The sequence below is a fragment of the Pyxidicoccus sp. M15 genome (genome assembly GCF_056858435.1).
The window spans coordinates 7,009,702-7,033,667 of sequence record NZ_CM166495.1; the positions used below are offsets into that span (position 1 = coordinate 7,009,702).

Here is a 23,966-nt window from a genome sequence, read left to right on the forward strand (position 1 = left end):
CTTTGATACCCCGGGTGTGCGCAAGGAGCACTCGCCGCCCCCACGTCGGGCGTCGGGCCCCTCAGGGCGCGGTGGTGGTGAGGGGAAAGTCCGAGCGCGCCCACGCCTTCTCGAAGTCCGCGCGGGTGCTTGCCGCCTCGTCCTGGCGGTTCTGGCCCTCGAGTGCGCGGGAGAGGCCGAAGAGGCTCCAGCCATTCTTCGGGTTGCGGCGGAGGTCCTCGCGGTAGACGGCCTCGGCCTCGCGGAAGCGACGGGCCTCGAGCAGCGCGGCGCCCTGGTAGTGGCGCACCGGGTAGAACCAGTCGGCGGGCTCGGCATAGGACAGCCGGTCCGCGGCGTCGACGGCGTCCTGCCACAGGGCCAGGGCCTGGGGGCGGCCCTCGGCCTGGGCCAGCCGGGCCTTCAGCACGCGCGCCGCGACACCGAGCACGTCGCGCGCGGTGTTGAGGTTGGCGGCCACCGTGGGAGGCACCTCGGCGGCCAGCCGCTCCAGCTCCGCGAGCTCGGCGCGCGCCTCCCGCAGGCGGCCCTTGCCCACCAGGGCCATGCCATGCGCGTGCAGCCACAGGCCCGTCTGCACCGGGTACTTCGCCTCGGGACGGGGCTCGGCGAGCAGGTCATCCCAGCGGCCGAAGCGCACCATGGCGAAGAGAGGCTCGGCCACGAAGAAGTCCATGCCGGGCATCACCGAGAGCATCTCGGCCGGGAAGTGCTGCGCCGAGGCCCGCGCGGCCTCGAGCGTCTCCTCCATGCGGCCCTCCATGGACGCGGAGAAGGCGAGGAAGCCGAAGTTGTGCGCGGTGTACATGGGGTAGATGTGGCTGCGCGGCTTCGCCTTCTTCACGTAGGCCAGGTCCGCCTCCGCGGCCTTCCTGTTGCTCGCGGAGGCGTCGGCGTACCGGCCCACACGCTGGTAGATGTGCGCGGGCATGTGCACCAGGTGCCCCGCGCCCGGGGCCAACCTCCCGAGCCGGTCCGCCGAGGGCTCCGCCTTCTCCGGGTGCCGCGAGGCCTCCACCGCGTGGATGTAATAGTGGTTGGCCCCCAGGTGGTTCGGGTCTCTCTCCAGCACGGACTCCAGCACGGAGACGATTTCCTTGGTGCCGGGCGCGGGCTCCCCTTCGAGCGACCACAGCTTCCACGGGTTGAGGTCCATGAGGGCCTCGGCGTAGAGCGTCTGCACGTCCAGGTCATCGGGGAAGCGCCGGGCCACCTCGCGCATGGCGCGTGCGTAGGCCTCGTTGAAGGGCTTCATGGCCTCGGGGGCCACCGCCTCGGGGCCGGGGTAGCGGCGGGAGAGCGCGGAGATGAGGGCCTGCTCCACCGGCGAGGCGCTCGGTGCCAGCGCTTTGGCGCGCTGCAGCGCCGCCCAGGCGGCCGGGGCGTTCTCCCCCAGCATGGGCATGTTGTAGTTGGGGCCGAGCACCAGGGCGATGCCCCAGAAGCACATGGCGCAGGTGGGGTCGAGCTGCGCGGCGCGGGCGAACGAGCGTGCGGCCTCGTCGTGGTTGAAGCCGTAGGCCAGCCGCAGCCCCTGGTCGAAGAAGTCCTTGGCCCCGGCGGAGGCCGTGGTGACGGGGCGCGCATGGGTGCTCAGTCCGTCGAGCAGCACGGCGCCTTCGGCCAGTCCCTCCAGGGTCGGCGCGGCGGGAGGGCCGTGGGAGAAGGCGGGCGCCGCGGCGAGCGCCAGCGTCAACACGCAGGCAAGGGACAGGGAAACACGCATCTGGGGGCCCTCCGGGGAGATGGACTCCAGCCAAAGGTGGGCGCGCGACCGCTCACCGCCCATGCCGCGCCGGGCCGTGCGCTCGCCATGCCGCTCCCGCAGTGGCACCCGGACACACGCTCGTCCAGACGGAGGCATGCCCTGGATCAGCTCCATTCTTCGCCGGGGCGGCCTGCCTCACGCCGGAACAACTCGAGGGCTGAGCGGACTGGCCGTGGTCCGCGTGCACCCTCCTTCCAGGGAGGGCGGCTGTCACCCGATTGATGGTCATTGGCATTACCGGCCAGTCTCCGCGCGAGGCAGCGGGGACCCTATGCTGAACTGGAGCCGCTCATCCCGACTGTCGTTGCGCGCGGCCAGCCATGTTTGTCTGCGCTTCGCCGAAGGGGGGATGGGACATGTCGGAATCCCAGGTGCGCGATGCCTCGGAGGCTGCTTTCGAGGTCCTCACCGAGCAGGAGCACGCGGAGCACCGGCGCAAGCAGGGCGCGCGTGTCGTCGAGCATGGCGGGCGCTACTGGGAGGAAGCGGGGGCACCCGGGTTCTTCCAGCCCGTGCACCTGCTGGCGCAGCTGACGCCGGAGGAGGCCACCCGACCCACGCCGCTGAGCTGGGGCTACCGGGCGGCGCTGAAGCCAGGGGACTCGGACGCCGCGAACGGCAGCATCCCCGTCATGCGGCTGGCGGACCTGGCCGGCTATGACGTCAACAGTCTCTCCTCGAGCCGGAGGAACAGGCTCCGCAAGTGCCAGCGGCTCGTGAGAATCGTGCAGCTCACGGGCCCCGACCTTCTGGAGACGCAGGGATACGAGTTGCTCGTCGAGGCACTCTCACGGACGGGGCACAGGAAGCCGCCCTCACGTGAGGATTTCGTCGCGCAGGTCAGGAGCTACTTCCAGGGGAACCACTGGTGCGTGCTCGCCGGCCTCATCGATGACCGGCTCGGGGGGTTTCGCATCAGCTACGCGGTGGATGGCGTCGCATACACGGTGAGCTCGTACTACGCCACGTGGGCGCTGCCGACGAACATCTCGACCGGGCTGGTCTTCGAGTTCGCGCAGCTCTGTCGGAGGACTCCGCGGGTCCGGCTGCTCGTGAGTGGTCTGCACGCACGCGAGGACGCAGCATTGGGGCAGTTCAAGAAGGACATGGGGTTTGTCCTGGAGCACATGCCGAGCCGGTGGAGCATGAATGTGCTCGCGCGGGCGTTCATTCGCTGGAAGCGCCCCCACGCGTACTACCGGTTGACGGGCAGGGCCTGAAGCGTTGACGGGCGGGCGCGTGCGTGGAGTGCATGCCGGCCTGCAGCCCGATATCAACCCCATCGAACTGTGATGGGCCGGCCTGAAGCGGCAACTACGCATGCTCGCCCCTCGCGCCGTCAATGCGCTGGCCCAACCAGTGCGACAGCTGCACGCAGACACTTCTCTCGCGAAGTTCGCCGCCCGGATCCGCCACTTTCTCTCCTTCCTTCAGCTCAAACTGTCCTCCGCGTCATCAGCCCGCTGTAACAATAAAAGGAAGCACGTTCGAATCCGGTTCGCCCATAACAATTTCGTCAGCACTGAACCAGCCTTCGTCAAGCACAAATTTCCGAACCCGGTCTGGAGCCAATGAGTAAGCAACAAGAGCAAGGCTTTCTTTTGCACGACTTGACGTCACATAGAACAAGCGCTTGGTGTTTTCAACAGTCTTGCCTCCAGCCGTTTTGCCGCCGAAGAGGTCTTCGTATTTGAATGAAAAGCCTCCCGCCTCTTCGTCATCCATGATCACCATGACCCGCTCAAATTCAAGCCCCTTCACTCCCTGATGAGTATCGAGGTGGGCATTGCCCGAGAGATACTCGGTCATGGGCTCGATCTGAGAGAAGGGAGCACGGAGGAAATTCTCGATAGCGACGGCCATTTCATTCTGCCGGTCCTCTTGCTCGTCTTCCTCGGAAGCGCGGGCACCAGACCTCTCCATCATTCCAAACGCGTTGGCTTGCAGGGAGTCGGGTATCTCGAACAAGTTACGTTCGGCAATGCATCTCAGAACATCCAGCAAGGTTGGATCTGCGCCGTCCTTCCAAAGCGCCATGAGTGTGCTGATTGCAGCATTCACTTGCTGCAGGTGCCTTTGCTTGTCCTCGGCGTCGCGCAAGGCAATGGGCGCTAAAAGCGGCGAAAAGGTCTTAGCGATGCGCGCAACGGCGAAGCGATCGTCGCTGCGCATCGCCCTGACGAGCGGCAGCACCTGCACGGAGAAGAAGCGGTATGCGGGCAGCGCGCCTTCGAGAAAACTGGTGCGCCAGTTAGCCACATCGTAAAGCGCAGAAAAGGCATCGAGAAATCCCATGCGTGCAGCCGCCATGCGATGCTCAAGAGTCAAAGTCTTAATCGACCTCGGGTCGTTCCACTTATTGTCGTCTGTGACCTTTGACATGTACGCGGCGATGGACCGCTCGGCCATGGACTTCTTCGCATGACCGCTTGGCAAGATGAAGAGACGTACGACGCCCTCAGGGGCTGCGGCACATGGACTCTGATGCTGCTTGTCCGTGGTGCTGCGAACTTTGTTGATTAGAGTAATAATGCGTTTAGGGCAGCGATGGTTGAGCTTCTTCCCTGGTGTCGCCCAGTCCTGCGGCAGATCCTTACCAAGTCCTTCCTTCCCATCGCTATAGATACGCTGCATCATGTCGCCGAAAAGGCCAAGAAGGAACGTCTTCTTGAACGTGGCCTGGACCATAAAGAGCGCGTCAATCAAATTCTCGTTAGTGTCCTGGCTCTCATCGATCAACAAGATTGGGTAGCGGCAGGCAAGAATGCTCTGCATAGCAAGCTTGGTTTTGAGAAAGTGTGCGGTGATCTTCAAAACCTCAGAATGGTTCAGGGCATCGCGCCCCCGGTTGTCCCCTACCGGGCTATAGTTGAAGGATTTGATCTGCGGAAGGTTCTTGAGGCGTCTTGTCTTCGATTCGATTTTGGCCAGTCGCGTCGCCGAAGCTTTGGTCCCTTTCCTGCCTTTGGCCTCGTCCGCTTTCAGTTGATCGATGTCGTTCGCCAATTCAACGCGCAGCCAATTGCGAATATCGTGATTGAGGCCTTCGATGAGCGACCAGGAAAAGCTGTGGACTGTTCGAACGTCCATGAGAGGATCAAATAGAAGCCTCCGCTTGATTTCGTCACAGGCGGCGTTCGTGAATGTAATCACTCCCACCCGCTGCCCCTTGGCCCTCAGTCTTTCGCCTAGATTCTTCTGCACGTGATGCAGTGCAGTCACGAGCGACCGCGTCTTGCCAGAGCCCGCGCCCGCAAAGAGAAAGAAGCTTCGCGGGGCATCAAGGTTCAGGCAGTCTGCGATCTCATCATCGACGTGGTCATCTATTTTATCTGGGCTCGCGCTATCTATCGAGGAAGTCATGCGGCAACCTGATCAATGTCAACATTTTTTGCGACATCAACTGTCGCCCCAACTGGAGCACCAGGCGTCTTTCCGGCAATACCATCTTCTTTTCGCTTCAACTGGTCAGAAAGCCAGATCAATCCATTGTCAATATAGGCCGGAACCCTGACTGCATCTATCTCATTGCTGTATAGCAAATCCATAGCGAACTCGGCCTTGCCACCTTTCGCCAGCGCAAAAAACAATTCATTGGCAAGTTCGCCGACATCGGCAGCGGAATCAAGCGCCCCTCGGAGTCGCCCCATCAATCCGTTCCCGTCCATCGCCTTAAACAAATCGATGTTTTCATAGACCAGCGCATCTTCAAACGTGTTGGCCAACAGCTCGACTGTCTTGTCGGATTTAAACTTCGTCTCGACTGGTTGCTGATAGGCAACACGTATAGAGCAACCACTTGGATCCCATTGAGCGATTTTATCCGGCTTCTTGTCGAGTAGATCGTCGAGTGCCGCCTCCTTCGGAATCCAGGTCTTAAGAGTCTCGTTTCTTGTTGTGAGGCCTAGCCCGCGCACGGGAGGAACAGCCTTGCCGTTAGAATCCTTTGCATCAAGATCGGTGATGATCAATGCGTTCAAACCGAGGTGCTCAAGAAGAGGCTTCAGTCGGTGTGCGTGGCTCCCACCGATCTCAAGCCAAGTGATGTAGCAGCGTCGCAGATATTCGTACTGCTTGAGCTTCCGCACAAAGTGCGGAACAAGGATGCGTTCGGCTGGCCCCTCAACCAATACCACCCCATCGGCGAAGAACAGGTCGCAGTGTGTAGCCTTGAGATAACGTGTGACAAAACGACTGGTTTGATCCGCATTCCCGAAGATCTCTGAGAGATTAACAACGCATGAGATGGGAACCGAACCTGCAACCGCCTTGACAGGGAGCCGCCGAAAATACCGCAGAGAAGCGAAGTTTGCTTCGTGTGCAATATGACTCGAATGTGTACTAACGACGAGTTGAGTGCGATGGTCCTTCGATTCTTTTAGTTTGTCATGCCTACGCAGAACGCCATAAGCCTGTTTTATAAAAACCTGCTGAACCTGTGCATGAAGATGGGCCTCAGGCTCTTCGATAAGCACAAGGTGGAGTGGAGGTATAAACGCCTCAGCCGTTTCGGGCGATTTGGAGACTTTGCCAACCCTTATCCACTTATCTCGGAAACTCATCAGAGCAAAGACGATTGATACCAAATTTTGGTATCCAAGACCATTCGAGTCTTCAGGCAACCTGTGTGTATGCCCCCCGCCTTCACTGAGGTGTGTTGGCACTTCGTATTGAACCGCAGAGGCATGACTCAATCCATCAACAGGCTTGATATGTGTGGCGATTGTGAGTTTAGGATCCGTGACACCTGGGTAACCTATGTCCTCAAGCTCTTTCAGAGCCGCCGAGAAACACGTGGCTAAACGCTTGCCAAAAGCGGCTTGGGCGTCATGCAGTGCCCGCAGTGCCTCCAAATCTTTCGGTTCTGGTTGGTCGAATGGATCAAGGTGCTGCGAGTAGTACGACCGGAGCTGACTGGACAGCTTCTTCCCGCCCCCCGTGCCACCATCCTCAGGTGAGTCACCCCCATGTGTCGATGCATTGACAAGACCAAACCCGCGCTGCGCACTGATCTCATCGATCCGAATAAGGTTTTTAAAGGGATCGCCATTGATTGGCTCACTTCCCTCAGGAAGCAGCTGCGGCGAAGCCAAGCCGCCCGTGGGTGCTACAAGCTTGGCGGGATCAAGAAGGTACGCGCGCACTTCGAAGGAAGATCGTAGCCGACGCGACAGGAAGTCCATCATCGACTTCGGCCACAACGAGAAGCCTTCCGCGATCGCTGCAGCGCCCCCTGCCGATTCTGGTACGTCAACCGGTTGCGCCGCGTTCATTACGGCTTCGGCGGCCAGCTTGGCCGCAAGGTACTCCTGCTTGAGAGCTTGCACATCCATGGGCTCATAGCGCAAGCGGACGCCGATGTGTTCGCCTGCCCAATCGAGGGTAGGAAGAATCTTCTGGACGTAGTGGAGATTCTCCGTTGGGACGTTCAGCCAGACATCCAGATGTGGCAAAACCGAGCCCCAATCGAACATTTGCTCTTCGGCACCGGAAGCCTGCTTTTCCCAATCAATTGCCGCCGAATCGATTGTTGCCCAGTGAGACAATGTGAAGTCATTGATTGAAAACTTTGTTCGATCAACCAGAAAGTGGCGAAGCGCCACCATAGCGGACGTCTTTCCGCTGTTATTCGCACCTACGAACACCGTCGTTTCCTCGGCGAAGTCGATTCGAACTGCATGGAGCTTTCGGAAATTGCCGATCTCGACGTGTTGAATGTGCATATTTGCCCTCCCGCCGACATAGTAGTCGCGACCGTAAGCTAACATTCCGGAGCGTTCAGCGCTCGCTGGGTGCTGCCTCACCCGGGGCGTCCCATTCCGACCCACCACCTCCTCCACGCAGAAGTCCCTCGCCGAAGCTCCCTCAAGTATAGGTAGAGCCGAGGCCGCAAGAGGCGAGTGAGTCGGAGGAGACAGCTGCGAGGGAAGAACTGACGAAGAAGCCGACACCGCCAGGGGGGGCCTGCTGCCTTCGCCGTAGTTGTGACGGCTCGGCACCCGGAGGTATCAATTGACGGGGCCTCGACTGGGCGTTCACGCATCGTTAGGGCCCGCGCACTTGATCACCCCGCTGAAACGGGGCTTTGTCGGTGGGCTTCACCGGAGGGGTCTCCCCTGTCCGCGCCACCCCAGCTATGCGGCTTCGACCTGTTGCCGCTTCGGGACTCTCACCCTACGGGTCCATGAGTTCCTCCAGGCATCACACAACTTCCCTGACACAGGGGGGTGAGGACCCGGGCCACTACCTCCGGCGCGCTGCGTTCGCCGCCATCGAGAACCCGGGCACCGTCACGCTCCCCAAAAGCCAGAGCTGGCCATCGCTCCGGCCGCGCCCCCCGGCCCGGCAGGCTCAGTGTCTGGACGGAGCACAGCGAACACTTACACTCGGACCACAGGCCTCCCGCCCGATCTTCCCTCTGGAAATGGAAGCGGCCTCGTGTCCGGGTGAGTCCAGTCCCGTCCATTGGGGTGGGGCTCAATAGGCGCTGACCGCGCCGCAGGACCACTCGCGCCATGACGCTGTCGGGGCCGACCTCGATGAAGCGCTGAAGAACGGCATCTTCATTTCGCCTGCTGGGTTCGCGCCCTCCCCTGCTGTCTCTTCTGGGACGTCCTTTGCGGCGTGGACCGCTTGCCCACACCCAGCGGGCGGGGCCGCTGGGGGCTTGCTGGAGTTACTCCGGGCAGCACCTCGAAATTCTCCTCGAAGAACCTTCGGACGAAGGTCATCGCGTTCATCAGCGAGTCCACCGGTCCCATACCAAAGATCGGTCTGAACCGAGGTTTGGTGTAGCCCTCGATCAGTACCGGGCAATACCAGAGCCGCCGCTCGGGGTAGTGCACCGGGCGGCCCACCATGAGCCTCGAAATACGCTTCTTGCCTGAGGGGGTAATGTACTCCCAGCAATCCTCCGCAATCGGATCCTCAATGCGCCTCAATTTCGGACGCCAGTTCTCATCCGTCTCAGGCATGGAGCGTGACCTCATGGTTCCCTGGGAGGACCAAAGTAGGCCCGGCAGAATACGAGGCATGCGGCTTTGCCCGCGTAGCACGAGCCAAAGCAAAGGGCCTTGAGCTTCTGCTGTCGCTTCGTCCTTCCTGAAAGGTTCTCGCAGAACTTCTCCATCGCATGACTGCCTGCCTGACATGCCTGGATGCATGCGAAGGACTTCCATGGGTCCGCTGTGGTCTCGGCCTCCCCAGGCGCTGGGCAGGCAGCGGCTCCAAACAGGCTTCCGGGTTCAGCTCGCAAAACGACGCCACATGCCCCTCGGTTGGCGGTGGCAGAACAGGGCCAGAGACCGGGGCCGCTTGGTAAAGCTCCCTTCGGCGTCCGCCTGAGGTGGCTGCACACCCCAGCATCGTGAGCGTGACCAGCAAGAGGAGCGTGAGGTGCCTCGGCACATTGAACACTGTAGCCGGGCGAGGGAGACCTGGTCGATGACCATGCGGAATGGACAGGGTCCTCTTCGGCGGCTGGGCTCGCCCCTGCCACGGCGGCGCATTCGCGCCAAGGCGGCGGGAATCGAACCGCGCCAGGAGTGCAACACTCGAGCAGGAACAAGCGGGCGCACATGGGCGCGGCGGCCTACGTCTGCGCCCGCAGCAGCGCGTGGACCTCATGCAGGTCGCGGGCGATGCGGACGCAGAGGCCGTGCATCTCCTCGGTGGGCGCGAGCAGGTCCGGGACCATCACCGTCATCATGCCTGCCGAGGAGGCGGCGCGGACGCCATTGTGGGAGTCCTCCAGCGCCAGGCAGTCCTGGGGCGCAATCCCCAGCGCCGTGGCGGCCTTCAAGAACGGCTCGGGATGGGGCTTGTGATGGGTCTGCACCTCGCGGGTGATGAAGGCGTGGAAGCGGGACAGCAGGCCGTGCTGGCCCAGTGAGTGCTCCACCGCCTCGCGGCCCGACGAGGTGGCGATGGCCCGGGGCAGACCGCGGGCATCGAGTTCGTCGAGCAGTTCGAGCACGCCTGCCTTCAGGCAGATGCCCGCCCGGGCGATGTCGTAGTAGTGCTCGCGCACGCCCTCACGCCAGAGCTCGAGGTCGAAGTCGTCGCCGAAGTGCTCCCGCGCAATCAGGTTGCTCCGCACGTGGGGCAGGCCGACCATGCGCATGAAGACTTCGAACGGCAGCTCGCGGCCCGAACGCTGCGCCGCCAGCTTCATGGCCTCGAAGACGACCGTCTCGGTGTCGACCAGCAGGCCGTCCATGTCGAAGACGACCGCCTTCACTGCGCGGAGGAGCTGCATGCAGGCGACTTAGCGCGGTTCGGCTTCGACCGCACCCTATCGGTGGCGCCTCATGCATTCATGGCCTGAAGCACAGGCATTTCCAACATCAAGTTCCGTGAAGGGCGGGACGGGGCTATCCATGACCTGTCCACCCGAACCGCGAACAGGAACAACGGCCATGATCTATTCAACCGCGACAGTCCCCGTGAATCCCCCAGGCGAGCTCCCACTGACCCACGAACAGCTCTGGAAGGGCCTGGTGCTCAAGGCGCGTGACGCAAGGCTGTTCCTGCCGCCCGGCGCCTGCACGAGGTGCGACGTGGTCGTCGACGGCGAGGAGGTCATCATCCGCGAGGCCACCATCCTGGGCGACGATGTATCGGAGATCATCACCTTCGAGCCCCGGACCAAGGTGTCCTTTCACCAGTTCAAGGGACCGCGAGAGGGCGTCATCGTCAACGAGGTGCTCGAGGGCGACGATGGCTCGCTGCACCTGAAGTTCTACTGCCTGGTGGGCTTGAGGAACGCGGAGCCGGGGGGCGAGAAGGAGCGGACGGAGCAGGCCCTCATGGACAGCGAGGAGCGTGGCTACAAGCGGGCCCTGCTCTCCACCCTGGCGCGGACCCGGACGCTCGTCCAGGAAGGCCGTATCTGAGCGGGACGCAGGCGCCGCCGCGCGCCCAGTTGGCGGCTCACCTGGGGGCCTGGAGCCCCGCGACGCGCACGGCGTCCCGCAGGAGTCCCCGGAACCAGAGGTGCTTCGGGTCTCGCTCGTACCCCGGGTGCCACGCCATCTCCATCACGATGGGGGACATCTTGATGGGGAGGGCTCGGACGACGACGCCAAGGTCCCTGGCTCGAGCCAGGGCGAAGCTTCGCGGAAGGACCGCGATGCGGTCCGAGGAGACCAGCAGGGGCATTGCCAGCGCGAACGAAGTCACCACCCGCGTTATCCGGCGTGCAAGCCCCTGCGCCTCGAGCAGGTCGTCCACGGCCCCACGGCGAGACTGCGCCTGGGGGGCGACGAGGATGTGCTCGGCGTCCGCGAATCGTCGAGGGGCCCACGCGCCCTTCAGCAGGGGATGCCCCTCGCGGAGCACGCAGACGAAGTCCTCCAGGAACACCCTCTCCGTCGAGAGGCCTCGCTCGCGAGCGGTATCGGGCGCGATGGAAAGGCCGCCCCGGTCTCTCAGGAGGGTCGCGACGTCGACCGTCACCGTTCGGACGGCCAGGCTTGCTCGTGGGGCCCGCGCGGTCAGCAGCCCATCGAGTGCCGGCAGGAGCGCCTCGGCCACCCGGTCTGACGTCGTGAGGAAGAACTCGCCGTCATGGCTGCCGGGCTCGAACGGAGCGCTCACGTCGAAGAGGCGCTCCGCCGCCGCCAACACCTCTCTGGCAGGGGCCCGCAGTTGCTCCCCGAGGGGGGTCCTCACCAACGTTCGCCCCGTTCGGACCAGGAGCGGGTCATCGAAGTCGCTCCGGAGCCGGCGCAGCGCATTGCTCGCCGCCGCAGGCGTGATTCCCAGTCTCCGCGCCGCCCGCGCGACGTGGGCCTCCTCCAGCAGGAAGTGGAGGGCACGCGCGTGGTTCAGGTCGAACGCGGAGACATTCATGCCGTGAAGCATAGAGCTGCCACACTTCAACTTCCATGAACGGGCTTCACACGCCTATCTCGCGCGTTGTCACCAGGCTACGGCGGGTCGACGTGCGCCGGGTCCGCCAGCGTCGCCAACTGCGCCTCGATCCACGCGGCCTTCTCCTCGACGGTGTCGCCCTCGGGCGGGTATCGCTGGCCGGTGGGCGTGTTCTCCCATTCCTCGACGAGCTGCGCGTCCGAGGGCGGTGACTCCCCGCCGCGGGCACGCTGGAAGTGCAGCGCCAGCTCACGGTCGGAGATGCGCTCGATGGCCGCGGCCTCCTCCGCGGGCGACTCCGGCGGGAGGCCATCCCGCTCGCGCTCCATCCTGCGAGTGATGTAGGCGGTCACCACGTGCTGGACCGCGACGCCGTCCTCCCAGCCGTTCGTCTGTTGGGCGACCGCCGCGCCCGCCTCGGGAGGGAGCCCCAGCTCCGCGAAGGCCTGCGCCGCCTGAAAGGGCCGCAGCAGTTGCCAGTTGTTCGGGTCGAGCTTGTCCCCAAGGAGGGCGTGCACGTACTCATGGACGACCACGTCCACGTCCTCCGCTTCCGACGTGTCGTCAACCGACCTTGTCGGGACGTAGACCACGCCGTCGTCGTTGATTCCGCCGGTGCCCGGGTAGCGACTATCGTACTCCTCATTCGGGAGGACCACGACCTCCACCCCTGCCTCGCGCGCGGCGTCGATGATGGCATTGCCCGTCGGGGTCTCCTGCGCCTTCTTCTCGATGTCGGCGAGGTAGTCGTCACCCGCGGCAGCCTCGAGCACCAGCAGCTTGCGTTCCCACGCCGTATGCGCGGCGTTGTACTCCCGCGGGTCCGAGAAGTCCTCGCGCTGGGGCTCCTGCCGCTGGGCGACTTCGTAGCGAAGGACGTCCAGCGAGCGCGGGTACGGCGGAACCGGCACACCGCCCTCCTTGCCGCCCAGGTCCACCGGCGGCGGCTTCGTCGGCAACGCGGCGAAGGTGTCCAGCGGCTTCCTGACGAGCGGCTTCGTCGACGACGCGGCGAAGGTGTCCAGCGGCTTCCTGATGACCGGAGCCGACGGAGTCAGGGGGGCACGCGGCTGGGCAGACGTCGGTACGAACGGCGCCGGCCCGGCGGTGCGCGGGGGCGGGGGGCGAAACAGCGTCCGGAGATTGAGGAGGTCGGCCATGTCTCCCCCTACGCACGGGCGTGGCAGGAGGTTACAGCCGGGGATGGAGAACAGGGCCTGTGTGCTCAGTCCTCCAGGCCGGCGACGCTAGCGCGTCTTGCAAAGGGTCGCGCCGATGAGGCCAGGCTCCCAGTCCTTGATGACGCAGCCCGCCCCCGGTCCCTTCATCGTTCCGCGCCCCGACAGCCGCTGGATGTCCCACCTGCCGAGCGTGGCGCAGATCTCACCCTGCCGGGCCCTCGCCTCCTGCGGGAGAGCTCGGCCCTCCCGGGCGTGCACGGCCCGTCACCGGCCACCAGGGGCTAGGGCAGCGGACGCGCATGTCAGGGTCCGAGGAAGGGCTCTACGGCTGTGACCATCGCCGGGGACTCGACGCCGACGAGCAGACCGAGCGACAGACGTGGCTCGACACATGCCTGGGCCAGTTCAACGACGCGAAGGAGCTGTTCATCGGGCGCAAGTACACGCCCGGCTCGGTCGGGCTCGCCTTCGACCTGGCGACCATGGGGCAGCCCAGCAATATCAACGCGCTCTGGTTCGGCTTCTCGCCGCTGCCCGACTACTACGAGCCGAAGAAGCTGGACTAGACGCGTGCACGCCCCTGTGACGCGCGGGCGCGGCGGCCCCCGCTCGATCGGGACCGTGGGCCGAGGCCGGCGCATCGCAGGGCACGCCGCGGACGTGGGAAGACTGGTAGACGAGAGCCCGGATGCGCCCTCTCGACCCCGCCGTGATGCCCCTGCTGGCCCGTGTCTACGACTCCCGCAACAGCTACTTCGATGAGGAGGGCCGCTATTGCCACCGGATTCCCTCCACCTTCACGGAGGCGGAGCATCAGCAACTGAGGGCCGCCGGCCTGGTGCCCAATGTCTTCACCCTGTGGGGGCATGACGACGCCATCGACCGGCTGCGCCAGTCCGCCGCGGCGGTCGACCTGCGCCGGGCGGCCGATGCGTTCGTGGCCTCGATGGTGTCGGCCGATCCCGCCTGGTTGACCGTGCTGCCCGCCACCGCTCTCGGGCGCTCCATGCCGGCACACGCCGAGCAGCCCATGGGCGGCGGCAGCTGCCGGGTCTGCTTCTACAAGGCAGAGGCCATCGACACCACGCAGGCCGCGTACTTCCGCCATCTGGGGGGCTCGGGCTGGGGAGACTCCCACCCGGCCGAAGGTGCGCTCGCGCTGGCCGCCGCCATCGACAGCCCCTCCTCGGACTTGCCCCGACCTGCGCCGAGAGATGTCTGGGTGTTCCACCGCGTGCTCGACCTGCTGCGCGCACTTCCCTCCACGGCTCGCTACAGCCAGGCGCGTTCCGCGCTCCAGAAGGCCGGGCTGCTGCGCGCCGACCACCCCTCGCGGTGCGAGACGGTGCTGGAAGCGCTCGCGTTCATCGGCATCCTGCAGACGCCGGAGCAGCCGGGCATGCTGACCCGGTTCACCCCGGCCATCGAGCGCGACCGCCGTCCCTCCACGCGGGTCGAGGTGCCGGCGCCGCTGGCGTGGTGGACGGCGGGGGATGGCATCCACGAAGCGTTGGTGACCACGCTGTTCGGCCATCTCGAGCGACCGGCGGATGAACCCATGCCGCCGCCGGCAAGGCCCGCGGGGCGCCGCAAGACAGTCAGTCCGGCCAGCGGCCGGCCCAGGTCCATTCCCGGCCCGCCGACCCCGGGCAGCGTGTACGCCATCCGCTACCGCGAAGACCTGTGGGGTGCCGCCTATTGCCACGAGGTGCGCACCGATGAACGGGGCATCGTGCGCGGCCGAATGGAATACCTCGACCTGTTGTCCCCCACCCCGCCCACGGGCGACCAGGTGGCAGGCACCGCCTTCCGGAATCGTCTGAATGGCGAGCGCTGGCAGACCTGGTGCAGCGGCCTCGACAAGACTCCCGGGGTCAAACGGATTGCTACCGATGTGCCCGCCCCGGCGCACGACCAGCCCGTGCCGGAACGCATCCCAGTGGGTGGCGCCCGCGACCTGCAACATCTCGCCGGCTGGAACTTCGACTTCTGAGCGCGGCCCCACGGCGCATCTCCACGGGGACTCCGCTCCAGGAAGCAGGCGGCTCGCCCCAGCAGTGAGCGCAGCCGGTGCACCGCCCTCCGGAGGCTGGCTCCGGACGACGGCTGCTTCGGCGCCGGGCTGGGAGGCATCGGCCCGGATGGGCAGGCGCTACTCGACGTAGTGCTGGCTGACTCGCTATGACAGCGCCCGCCCCCGACGGTGCCGGCACTGGACACACAGCTGCGGACCACCGTCGGAGTGAAATTCTAGCGAAGAGCGTGTCCACCATGATGCCCCTACCCGTCCCCACGCCCATCGTCCTCCTCGGCGGCGGCAAGCTGGCCGAAGCCATCATCCGGGGCCTGCTCCGCTCCGGCCAGGTGCGCCCGTCCAACCTGCGCGTCACCGTGCGCCGGCCCGAGCGCGGCGAAGAGCTGCGCTCCCGCCACGGCGTGCACGTCCTCACCGACAACGCCCAGGCGGTGCGCGGCGCGGCGGTGGTCCTGCTCTCGGTGCGCCAGGCCCAGATGGCGGAGCTGATGGAGGTCATCGCCCCCGCGCTGGAGGAAGGCCAGGTCGTCGTGTCGCTGTCCGCGGACGTGCGGCTGGAGCAGCTGGAAGCGGCGCTGCCCTCCCGGGTCGCCGTCCTGCGCGCCATGCCCCACACCCCCGTGGGCGTGGGCGAGGGCGTGACGCCGCTCACGGAGGGCACCCGGCGAACGGAAGCCGCGAGGAGGGCGGCGGAGGCGCTGTTCACGGCGACGGGACGGCCGCTGTGGGTCTCCGAGGCCGAGCTCACGGTCTGCACGGGCGTGTCCGGTACGGGGCCCGCGTATGTGTTCCGCTTCGTGGAGGCGCTGGCCCAGGCCGCGAGGGCCCACGGGATGGAGGCCTCGGAGGCGGAGGCGCTGGCGCGGGGCACGCTCATTGGCGCGGCGAAGCTGCTGGCCGAACCGGGCGCCACCACGGCGAAGCTCATCGCCGAGGTGGCGACCCCGGGCGGCATCACCGAGGCGGGCCTCGTCGCGCTGGAGACCCATGGCCTCTCCCGCGCCGTGGGCGAGGCCGTGTCCGTCGCCATCCAGCGCGCGAAGGAGCGCGCGGACGCCTCCGCCCGTCACGCCAGCGCCGTCGCCACCGCGCCGAAGTGACGCCGCGGCTCCCGCGGCGGCGAGGAGGCGGCAGCAGCGGTAGCAGGGGTGGGCACGCGCAGGTGGCGCCAGCGCGCCTCTGGCGCACGTGACGCGGTGTACTCGCCCCCGCTGGCAGCCTGCCGCGCCTGCTTGCTCTTACGAGGGGAACACCACGAAGTGCGGGAGAGGCGCGCAACCGGGGTGACTTCACCTACGACGTCTGCATGAGGAGGGTGGCGTAATTGCTGCTGCAATTCATCGCATACAGTTGTTCGTTGCCGGTTGCCAGGATTCTGCAGGCGTGGCTCGGGTTTCCCAGACGCCCCCTCCCTGAAAAGATGTTACGCCCGGTCACTCCCCTGGCGAAGTGTTCGAAGAGCGTCTTCCAGCCTTTCTCGGGCACGAACGGCTCCAGCTCGACACCACGGAGGGAGTGAGCCCGACGGGCTTCATGGACAATCACCGAGGCCACGAAATGCGCGAAGCTTGGAAAGTGCTCCATCTTGTAGGCATCGATGGAGAAGGAGGCATCGCCATACATGGTTATGCCCACCCGCTTGCCCTCCGCGAGGGTCATGTGGCTGATGTTCTGCTTTATCTCGTCGAGACCCGGAAAGGCGGCCTGGCTTCTGGCGTTCATCGGTTGGAAATCAAAAGTGACGCCGCCCGGGCCCGTGATGAGCATGTGGGGTGAGAGGATCGCGAGTACCTCATCCCGAAAGTTGTTGTCCATGAGCCGCAATGGCTAGCACTCCCGGATGTACTCGATGTACTGCGTGCCGGTGCCCCAGTATTACAACCCGCCGCACCAGCACCCCCATTGCCCGACCAGGTAGTGGAGGATCCTGCCCCTCCCCTGATCAGGCCACGTCCTCACGCGAGCACGTCAGCCGCGGTGGCACTCGCAAGACGTGCGCGTGACTCCGCCAAAGTCCCACAGAAGCCGGTGCAGCTCGCCGAGCCGGCTCAGGCCTCTGGCGATTCCTGGATGCGTACCTCCGAGCCGGAGCCCGTCTTGCACCGCCCAGGAGCGGGGACACTGTCTCCGAGCTCGTGCCCACGCACGCTGGACGTCGCGAAGGTGGAAAGTGTCCCTCCGCCCCTTTTTCCGGCTGAGACCGTGAGCGTCAGCCCCGTCGCGCCGCTTCAATCTTGGCGATGTCGATCTTTCGCATGGTCATCATGGCGTCGAACGCGCGCTTGGACGCTGCCTGGTCGGGGTCATTGATCGCCGCAGTCAGCGCGCGAGGCGTGATCTGCCAGGACAGCCCCCACTTGTCCTTGCACCAGCCGCATTCGCTTTCCTGGCCGCCGTTGTTGACGATCGCGTTCCACAGGCGGTCGGTCTCCGCCTGGTCGTCAGTCGCCACCTGGAACGAGAACGCCTCACTGTGCTTGAACGCCGGCCCCCCGTTCAGGCCCAGACAGGGAATCCCCATCACGGTGAACTCGACCGTCAGGACGTCGCCCTTCTTGCCCGAAGGGAAGTCATTTGGCGCGCGATGGACCGCCCCCACCGCGCTGTCCGGGAACGTCTTGGCGTAGAACGTCGCGGCATCGAGCGCGGTGCCGTCGAACCAAAGGCATATCGTGTTCTTGCTGACCATCTCGCGTCTCCCGGGTTTGGGTGGATTGCGATGCGCTGGCGTCCATACCACAGGGGACGTACTTGCATGACGGCCAAACGGACCTGCGCAAGCCGGGCTCGAGCCCGCCCCACCGAGCCTGAACCCACCATCGTCGTTGCAGACACTGTGCGCGCTGTAGCTCGGAGACGAAGGTGAACCGGGAGCCGCGCATGGCACTGAGATGTGAGCAACTCGACACTGAGGTCGGACCCCAGGTCGCAGCGACCGCGGAGTGTGTGGACCCGCGCGGGAAGAAGCCGAAGACGAAGCAGGTCGGCTTCCCGCACGGGATGAACCACGAGCTGCGCAAGGGCGCCATCCCGGGCCGCTGCGAGCGCGTGCTCCCGTGACGAATCCAGACTCCAACGCGAGCGGGGCACCTGGAGGAGGACGGCGCTCAGGCGTCGCCCTTCCCCGCTTCGTTTCAAAGGGTTTGACCCGAAAGGCGGACCACGTCGCTCTCTTGGCGTGGGCACCTCACCGTTCCTGAAAGGCAATCCTCCATGCCGCCTCTCCGTCACCTCCACCGGGTGGGCTTCTCCGCCCTGGTGGTCCTCGCCACCTTGTTGCTGTCCCTGCTCCCCACGCCGGCGTCCGCCGCGGACCGCGGGCAGTGGGCTCCCTACGTCGCCTATGCCGTGGGCGACATCGCCTCGTATGAAGGCAAGGCCTATGACTGCCGCCAGTCCCACACGTCCCTGCCCGGGTGGGAGCCGCCCAACGTCCTGGCGCTGTGGCTGGAGCGGTCGGGCCCGCCGCCGGTGGATACCCAGGCGCCCTCCACGCCGTCCCAGCCCACCTCTCCAGCGAAGACGTATGACAGCGTTTCGCTGACCTGGGGCGCGTCCACGGACAACGTGGGCGTCACCGGCTACGAGGTCTTCGTCAACGGCGGCACTTCCGCATCCGCCAGCACCACGGGTGCAACCAGCGTCACCGTGACGGGCCTGTCGGAGAACACCACGTACACCTTCACCGTGAAGGCCCGGGATGCGGCCGGAAACCGCTCGGCGGCCAGCGCCGCGTACAGCACCACTACGCCAGCACGACCGCTCCCCGACACCCAGGCCCCCACCGCTCCGGGCAGCCTGCGCTCCACGGGCGTCACCAGCAGCAGCGTCTCCCTGGCGTGGAGCGCGTCCACGGACGACGTGGGCGTCACCGGCTACGAGGTCTTCGTCAACGGTGGCGCGGCCGCGTCCGCGAGCACCCCGGGCGCCACCAGCGTCACCGTGTCCGGCCTGGCGGCGAACACGACGTACACGTTCACCGCGAAGGCGCGGGACGCGGCCGGAAACCGCTCGGTGGCGAGCAATACCGTGTCCGCGACGACGAGCGGCACCCAGCCGTCGGGCAGCAAGATTCTCGTGGGCTACTGGCACAACTTCGACAACGGCTCGACCAACATCCGGCTGCGCGAGGTGTCTCCGAAGTTCAACGTCATCCAGGTCGCGTTCGCGGAGCCGGTGGGTGGCGCGGGCTCGGGCAACATGGCGTTCTCGCCGTACAACGCGACGGTCGCCGACTTCAAGGCGGACATCGCCTTCCTGAAGAGCCAGGGCAAGAAGGTGCTCATCTCCATCGGCGGCGCGAATGGAACGGTGCACCTGGATGACGCCACCGCCCGGCAGAACTTCGTCACCAGCATGCAGTCACTCATCGACACGTATGGCTTCGACGGGCTGGACCTGGACCTGGAAGGCAGCTCGCTGTCGCTCAACGGCGGGGACACCGACTTCCGCAACCCCACCACGCCGCGAATCCTCAACCTCATCCAGGCCACGCGGCAGCTCCTCGACCGCAACGGGGCGAACTTCATCCTCACCATGGCCCCCGAGACGGCCTATGTGCAGGGTGGCATGGCCGCCTACGGCGGGCCCTGGGGCGCCTACCTGCCCGTCATCCACGCGCTGCGCGACCGGCTGAACTACCTGCACGTGCAGCACTACAACACCGGGACGGTGACGGCGCTGGATGGCCGGGCCTACGCGCAGGGCACCTCTGACTTCCACGTGGCCATGGCGGAGATGCTCCTGCGCGGCTTCCCGGTGGCAGGCAACACCAGCGCGATGTTCCCGGCGCTCCGGCCCGAGCAGGTCCTGATTGGCCTGCCCTCCTCACCCCAGGCGGCGGGCGGCGGGTACACCACGCCGGCCAACGTGCAGAAGGCGCTGGACTACCTCATCAAGGGCCAGTCCTTCGGCGGTGCCTACGTCCTGCGCAACACGGCGGGCTACCCCGGGTTCAAGGGGCTGATGACCTGGTCCATCAACTGGGACAAGTTCACCCAGTTCGAGTTCTCCAACAGCCACCGCGCGTACCTGGACACCTACCCGTAGGCACGTCGGCGGATGCCGTTGTCGCGCGCCCAGCCGCAACGGGGATGGGGGGCTCGCCTGGGTGCGCCCCCGATTCGCGCAATCCCTGTGCATGTCGTGGAGAGAACAGCCCCGCGGGGCACCCGCGTAAAGAATCCGGCGGGTGCCGCGTTTCGAGAAGGCGGGCGCTGACCGCACGCGCCATTGCTGACTCCCGGGGGGACGACATGCATCAGGAAGAGGTGAAGTTCGGCGCGCACCACGTCCATTTCGAGCCGCCAGACATCCTGGTGGCAACCTTCAATGGCCTCATCTCCCTGGAAGAGGTGATGTGCGCGTTGCAGCTCTACAGGGGGCACTACGAGCGCCGCGGGCAATACTTCTGCATCGTCGACGTCGGCCGCTCCCAGCTGGACACGGCCGGCCGCAGGTACCTCTCCGAGCATGGCCACTCCGAGTGGTTCCACGCCGCCATCTACGTGGGCGCCGATATCGTCCAGCGCACCTTCGGGAAGGCCATCGCCCTGGCGCTGCTCTTCACCGGCAAGACGACCTTCGAGACGGTGTTCGTGCCAACCGTCGAAGAGGCCCACGCCTGGATTGCCCAACACCGGAGTGACTTCGCGCAGCGCAAGGCCAGCTGATTCACCTCTTGGAACCCGCGCCGGTGGAAGAGCCGCTCCACCGGCGCGAGCGCCCACTTCAGCGGTAGTAGGGAGAGACAGCCGCGGAGATGCGGGCGATGAGGTCCTCGGTCTGCAAGCGCTCATCTCCACTCAGCGACGGCAGCTGTGCGCTGAGCGTGTCGTGCGCCCCGCGCAGGGCCGCGTAGGACGCCAGCGTCTGCTGGAGCTTCAGGATGTCCACCATGGTGCGCCGCGCGGTGAAGCCGCGGACGCCGTCCGTGTTGAGGAGGATGGCCTCCGCGTCCGCAATCACCAGCGGCAGCAGCTCCGGCGAGTTGGGCGGATTGGCGGTGAAGGTGCCGCGACTCGCCGCGGGGTCCAGATACAGGCGCGCGAGCGTGCGCCACGCGAGCTCGTCCGCGCGGGCGGCATACGTCGCCGGCGCGTTGGCGGGAATCTGCAAGGGCGGCCTCAGCGGGGCCAGGGTGAGCAGGTACGCGGCGGCCCGCGTCTGGGCATCTCCCGCTCGCACGAACTGCAAGGGGAACTTGACGTTGAAGTCGAAGCTGCGGAGCACCTGCGTGAGGGGGCTCGTGCCGCGCATCCACACGTCGAGCCGCTCGTGGAACCGGGGGATGTAGAACTTCCGGAGCGGGTCATCGAAGCGGTCACTCAGGTTGCAGTACGGGTCGACGCTCGTGTCCTCGTCCGTGCAGAACGCCTGGCCGGGCAGCTGCGACGACAGGCCGTAGAGGTAGCGCACCGCGTCCACGTCATACGGTCCGGGGGCGACCATGAGGATGGCCTCCCCGTCCTCGAGATAGTCCATCACCGACGAGGCGGGAGGGCTCGTGGGGCTGCCGTCGTTCACCCGCGAGGCCATGAAGTTGTGGCGCAGGCCCAGGGTATGGCCAATCTCGTGCAGCACGACGTTGGTGAGGTACGCCTCCACCTTCTGCTTCTTGGTGAGTGACGCGATGGCCTGGCGCGAGGCCTGCGTCCCCGCCTCCAGCTCCGCCTCCCAGGGGGCCGACAGCTCCAGTTCGCACAACGAGGCGCTCTGCATTCCGGCCCACGACAGGGAGAGGGGCCGGGGTGCCCTGGGCGGGGCGAGCCGCGCGGTGGGGTCGTCATCGAACTGCGCGTCCGCCCACCACACCCACAACGCGGGGACGTAGATGCTGGCGCCGCGAATCTCTCCCGTGTTGGGGTTGGTGCGCCAGTTGGCGAAGGCAAACGGAACGCCTTCGTCCGTGTCGAAGATGAGGGCGTTCTTCTCGTCGTCCGCGAAGCTCGACGCATCGTCGGCCACGACGGCCTCCAGCGCCTTGAAGCCGAACGCGGAGTTCCAGCCCTCGATGCCGCGCTTCACCGCGCCCACCAGGTCATAGCCCTGGTACCGCGGGTCGTTCTGCACCGTGAGGATGCTGGAGGTGATGTGCCACCGGATGGGCGTCATGCCCGGGTGGATGTTCCACTTCGCGGCCACCTGCTCGGTCAGGCCCGCCGTGTTGGGGATGAAGCGCTCCGCGCTCCGGAAGTAGTGCTCCCGGGGCGGCAGCGGCGTGGGCGTATAGCCCACGCCCTCCGCGTACCTGCGCAGGGCGATGGCGAGGGTGCCCGAGTTTCGGAACGGGTTGTTCTCCAGGAAGGTCTGGGCGTCGGCGGCGGGTACGTCCAGGTAGCCGGTGAAGACCTGCTCGAAGGCGATGCCGTCCACGAGGCGGCGGAAGCGCTGCGCGAAGCTCAGCTCCACCTGGAACCGGGCGCCGCGCGAACCGAACCTGTCCCCCATCACCCCGAAGCGGTTGAGCCCCGCCGTCGGGTCGATGAGCACGTACTGGCCCGAGCCGCGAGCGCGGTTGAACGGGCCGTGGTCGGTAACGATGGGGTACGCCTCCACCACCACGTCCGGGTCGAACACGTCGCTCAAGACCTTGCGGTCGTCCACGTCGAGGACGAAGAGCTTGCCGTTCTGTTCCTTGAAGCTCACCACCCGGGTGCCCACGGAGCGGGCCGCGCTCATGATGGCGCCTCCCGGATGGTTCTGCTTGAGGTACGCGGACATGAACCACTTCTGGCCCAGCTCGCTTCGCCGGATGGCCAGGTAGAAGCTGGTGCCGGAGTCCTCCACCACGCCGTCCAGCTTCTGCTCCGCCTGGTGCTTCTGCTCCGCGCTCACCTCGCGGGGTACGGCCACGAAGGAACCCTCCAGCTCCACCGCCGCCCCGGTGTCAGGCGCTTCCGGGACAGCGGGCGACGGCGGGTTCGTGGGACTGCCACAACCCGTGCTCAGCACCAGGGCCAGGGACGCGGCGCTCAACCAGGCGCGTGATGAGTCGAATCGACTTCTCCACATGAGGTGTCTCCGGGTCGGGGATGCGCCCGTCGCATCCCGCTTCCGGACAAACGGCACCCGCTTGCAGGCCCCTCAGCTTCATTCCCCTGCCCCGCGGATGCCTCTCACCAGGCAATGAATCCGTCCGTGCGCGATATGCCTTTTTCGCGAAGGCGTTGCACAACTCCCCATTTCCTGGAGCCGCCGCGCAACACCGTGAGCATCGCCGCTTGTGCACCTGGGGTACTCGTGCAACTGACGCGCGCCCTCTAGTATCCGCAGGGGCTGGAACACCAGTCGCCTCGACAGGGAGCACATCATGAAGCGGTTGCAGGGCAAGGTCGCGGTCATCACCGGCGGCGGCAGTGGCATTGGAGCGGCGACGGCCGCGCTCTTCGCCCAGGAGGGCGCCCGGGTGGTGGTGGTGGGCCGCAACGAGGAGAAGCTCCGCAAGACGGTGCAGGCGATCAACCAGGAGAACGTCGGCTACACCGTGGCGGATGTCTCCCAGGTCGAGGACACCCAGCGCTACCTCCGTGAGACGGTGGAGCGCCACGGCGGGCTCGACATCCTGGTGAGCAACGCGGGCATCCAGGGGGAGTTCCGCCCCATCTCCGACATCTCCGTGGAGTCCTTCGACTCGGTGATGGCCATCAACGTGCGCGGTACGTGGCTGGCCATCAAGTACGCGTTCCCCGAGCTGCAGAAGCGCGGCGGCGGGAGCATCATCCTCACCTCCTCGGCGGGAGGCCTGGGTGGAATGGGCATCTCCTCGCCCTACGTGACCAGCAAGCACGCCGTCGTGGGGCTCGCTCGCGCGGCCGCGCTCGACGGCGCGCCCCACCGCATCCGGGTCAACGCGGTGTGCCCGGGCCCCGTCGACAACGACATGATGACCAACGTGGAGCAGAAGCTGGGGGCCGGCAACGCGGCCGCGATCCGGGAGTGGGTCGCCGGGCGCGTGCCCCTCAAGCGCTTCGCCTCCAACGAGGAGGTCGCCCGGCTGAACCTCTTCCTTGCCAGCGATGACAGCAGCTACTGCACCGGCGGTGCCTACCCCGTGGACGGTGGCTGGTCCTCCAGCCTACCCTGAGCAACGCGGGGCGGGAGGGGCGGA

Annotated in this window: 19 protein-coding genes; 9 read left to right on the forward strand and 10 right to left on the reverse strand. The window is 65.9% G+C overall.

Going from position 1 to position 23,966, the window contains the following annotated elements; genetic code table 11:
* Nucleotides 1–61: 61 nt before the first annotated feature.
* Entirely contained in the window at nucleotides 62–1,726 is a 1,665-nt protein-coding gene (locus tag ACX9TP_RS25870; protein WP_482973282.1) for a hypothetical protein, read from the reverse strand.
* A gap of 398 nt (nucleotides 1,727–2,124) precedes the next feature.
* Between ACX9TP_RS25870 and ACX9TP_RS25875 the strand changes: the two genes are divergently transcribed.
* Nucleotides 2,125–2,988, forward strand: a complete 864-nt coding sequence (locus tag ACX9TP_RS25875) for a hypothetical protein (RefSeq protein WP_482973283.1) — start codon at nucleotides 2,125–2,127, stop codon at nucleotides 2,986–2,988.
* 235 nt (nucleotides 2,989–3,223) lie between these two features.
* On the opposite strand, the gene ACX9TP_RS25880 is transcribed toward ACX9TP_RS25875, so the two are convergent.
* The 4 genes from ACX9TP_RS25880 to ACX9TP_RS25895 form a co-directional block, all read right to left on the reverse strand.
* Nucleotides 3,224–5,131 carry a UvrD-helicase domain-containing protein gene (locus ACX9TP_RS25880; protein ID WP_482973284.1) on the reverse strand — a complete coding sequence of 636 codons (1,908 nt, stop codon included), beginning with the start codon at nucleotides 5,129–5,131 and terminating at the stop codon, nucleotides 3,224–3,226.
* On the reverse strand, nucleotides 5,128–7,491 hold the full coding sequence (locus ACX9TP_RS25885; protein WP_482973285.1) for an AAA family ATPase: 2,364 nt from the start codon (nucleotides 7,489–7,491) through the stop codon (nucleotides 5,128–5,130). Before ACX9TP_RS25885 ends, ACX9TP_RS25880 begins: the two co-directional genes overlap by 4 nt.
* 840 nt (nucleotides 7,492–8,331) lie before the next feature.
* Nucleotides 8,332–8,742: a hypothetical protein gene (locus ACX9TP_RS25890; protein ID WP_482973286.1), complete on the reverse strand. Its 411-nt coding sequence runs from the start codon at nucleotides 8,740–8,742 to the stop codon at nucleotides 8,332–8,334.
* Nucleotides 8,743–9,359: 617 nt separating this feature from the next.
* Entirely contained in the window at nucleotides 9,360–10,025 is a 666-nt protein-coding gene (locus ACX9TP_RS25895; protein ID WP_482973287.1) for an HAD family hydrolase, read from the reverse strand.
* Between the two features lie 160 nt (nucleotides 10,026–10,185).
* On the opposite strand from ACX9TP_RS25895, the gene ACX9TP_RS25900 reads away from it, so the two are divergent.
* On the forward strand, nucleotides 10,186–10,662 hold the full coding sequence (locus ACX9TP_RS25900; protein WP_482973288.1) for an AtaL-like protein: 477 nt from the start codon (nucleotides 10,186–10,188) through the stop codon (nucleotides 10,660–10,662).
* 37 nt (nucleotides 10,663–10,699) lie between these two features.
* Here ACX9TP_RS25900 and ACX9TP_RS25905 read toward each other — a convergent pair whose 3' ends face one another.
* The gene (locus ACX9TP_RS25905) at nucleotides 10,700–11,650 is read right to left on the reverse strand and encodes a LysR family transcriptional regulator (RefSeq protein ID WP_482973289.1); all 951 of its coding nucleotides are present in this window, start codon (nucleotides 11,648–11,650) and stop codon (nucleotides 10,700–10,702) included.
* 47 nt (nucleotides 11,651–11,697) lie between these two features.
* Nucleotides 11,698–12,801 (reverse strand): hypothetical protein, encoded by a 1,104-nt coding sequence (locus ACX9TP_RS25910; RefSeq protein ID WP_482973290.1) that lies wholly within the window; start codon nucleotides 12,799–12,801, stop codon nucleotides 11,698–11,700.
* A gap of 320 nt (nucleotides 12,802–13,121) precedes the next feature.
* On the opposite strand from ACX9TP_RS25910, the gene ACX9TP_RS25915 reads away from it, so the two are divergent.
* The 3 genes from ACX9TP_RS25915 (at nucleotide 13,122) to proC (ending at nucleotide 15,957) form a co-directional block, all read left to right on the forward strand.
* Complete coding sequence (locus ACX9TP_RS25915; protein ID WP_482973291.1) at nucleotides 13,122–13,388, forward strand: hypothetical protein; 267 nt, start codon at nucleotides 13,122–13,124, stop codon at nucleotides 13,386–13,388.
* 122 nt (nucleotides 13,389–13,510) lie between these two features.
* Entirely contained in the window at nucleotides 13,511–14,815 is a 1,305-nt protein-coding gene (locus tag ACX9TP_RS25920) for a hypothetical protein (RefSeq protein WP_482973292.1), read from the forward strand.
* 278 nt (nucleotides 14,816–15,093) lie between these two features.
* Nucleotides 15,094–15,957: a pyrroline-5-carboxylate reductase gene (gene proC / locus ACX9TP_RS25925; RefSeq protein WP_482973293.1), complete on the forward strand. Its 864-nt coding sequence runs from the start codon at nucleotides 15,094–15,096 to the stop codon at nucleotides 15,955–15,957.
* A gap of 193 nt (nucleotides 15,958–16,150) precedes the next feature.
* On the opposite strand, the gene ACX9TP_RS25930 is transcribed toward proC, so the two are convergent.
* Together ACX9TP_RS25930 and ACX9TP_RS25935 are read right to left on the reverse strand one after the other, a co-directional pair.
* Nucleotides 16,151–16,672, reverse strand: a complete 522-nt coding sequence (locus tag ACX9TP_RS25930) for a hypothetical protein (protein ID WP_482973294.1) — start codon at nucleotides 16,670–16,672, stop codon at nucleotides 16,151–16,153.
* 394 nt (nucleotides 16,673–17,066) lie between these two features.
* Nucleotides 17,067–17,546, reverse strand: coding sequence for a VOC family protein (locus tag ACX9TP_RS25935; protein WP_482973295.1), 480 nt, complete (start codon nucleotides 17,544–17,546; stop codon nucleotides 17,067–17,069).
* A gap of 191 nt (nucleotides 17,547–17,737) precedes the next feature.
* Between ACX9TP_RS25935 and ACX9TP_RS25940 the strand changes: the two genes are divergently transcribed.
* The 3 genes from ACX9TP_RS25940 to ACX9TP_RS25950 all read left to right on the forward strand — a co-directional run bounded on the left by ACX9TP_RS25940 (nucleotide 17,738) and on the right by ACX9TP_RS25950 (nucleotide 20,529).
* Nucleotides 17,738–17,917, forward strand: a complete 180-nt coding sequence (locus ACX9TP_RS25940; protein WP_482973296.1) for a hypothetical protein — start codon at nucleotides 17,738–17,740, stop codon at nucleotides 17,915–17,917.
* Nucleotides 17,918–18,070: 153 nt separating this feature from the next.
* A complete protein-coding gene (locus ACX9TP_RS25945) occupies nucleotides 18,071–19,906 on the forward strand; it encodes a fibronectin type III domain-containing protein (protein ID WP_482973297.1) in 1,836 nt (611 codons plus the stop codon).
* Nucleotides 19,907–20,112: 206 nt separating this feature from the next.
* Complete coding sequence (locus tag ACX9TP_RS25950) at nucleotides 20,113–20,529, forward strand: STAS/SEC14 domain-containing protein (RefSeq protein WP_482973298.1); 417 nt, start codon at nucleotides 20,113–20,115, stop codon at nucleotides 20,527–20,529.
* 58 nt (nucleotides 20,530–20,587) lie between these two features.
* Here the strand turns inward: ACX9TP_RS25950 and ACX9TP_RS25955 are convergent, their stop codons facing one another.
* The gene (locus tag ACX9TP_RS25955) at nucleotides 20,588–22,870 is read right to left on the reverse strand and encodes a zinc-dependent metalloprotease (RefSeq protein ID WP_482973299.1); all 2,283 of its coding nucleotides are present in this window, start codon (nucleotides 22,868–22,870) and stop codon (nucleotides 20,588–20,590) included.
* A gap of 298 nt (nucleotides 22,871–23,168) precedes the next feature.
* Between ACX9TP_RS25955 and ACX9TP_RS25960 the strand changes: the two genes are divergently transcribed.
* Nucleotides 23,169–23,942: an SDR family NAD(P)-dependent oxidoreductase gene (locus tag ACX9TP_RS25960; protein ID WP_482973300.1), complete on the forward strand. Its 774-nt coding sequence runs from the start codon at nucleotides 23,169–23,171 to the stop codon at nucleotides 23,940–23,942.
* Nucleotides 23,943–23,966: the final 24 nt, after the last annotated feature.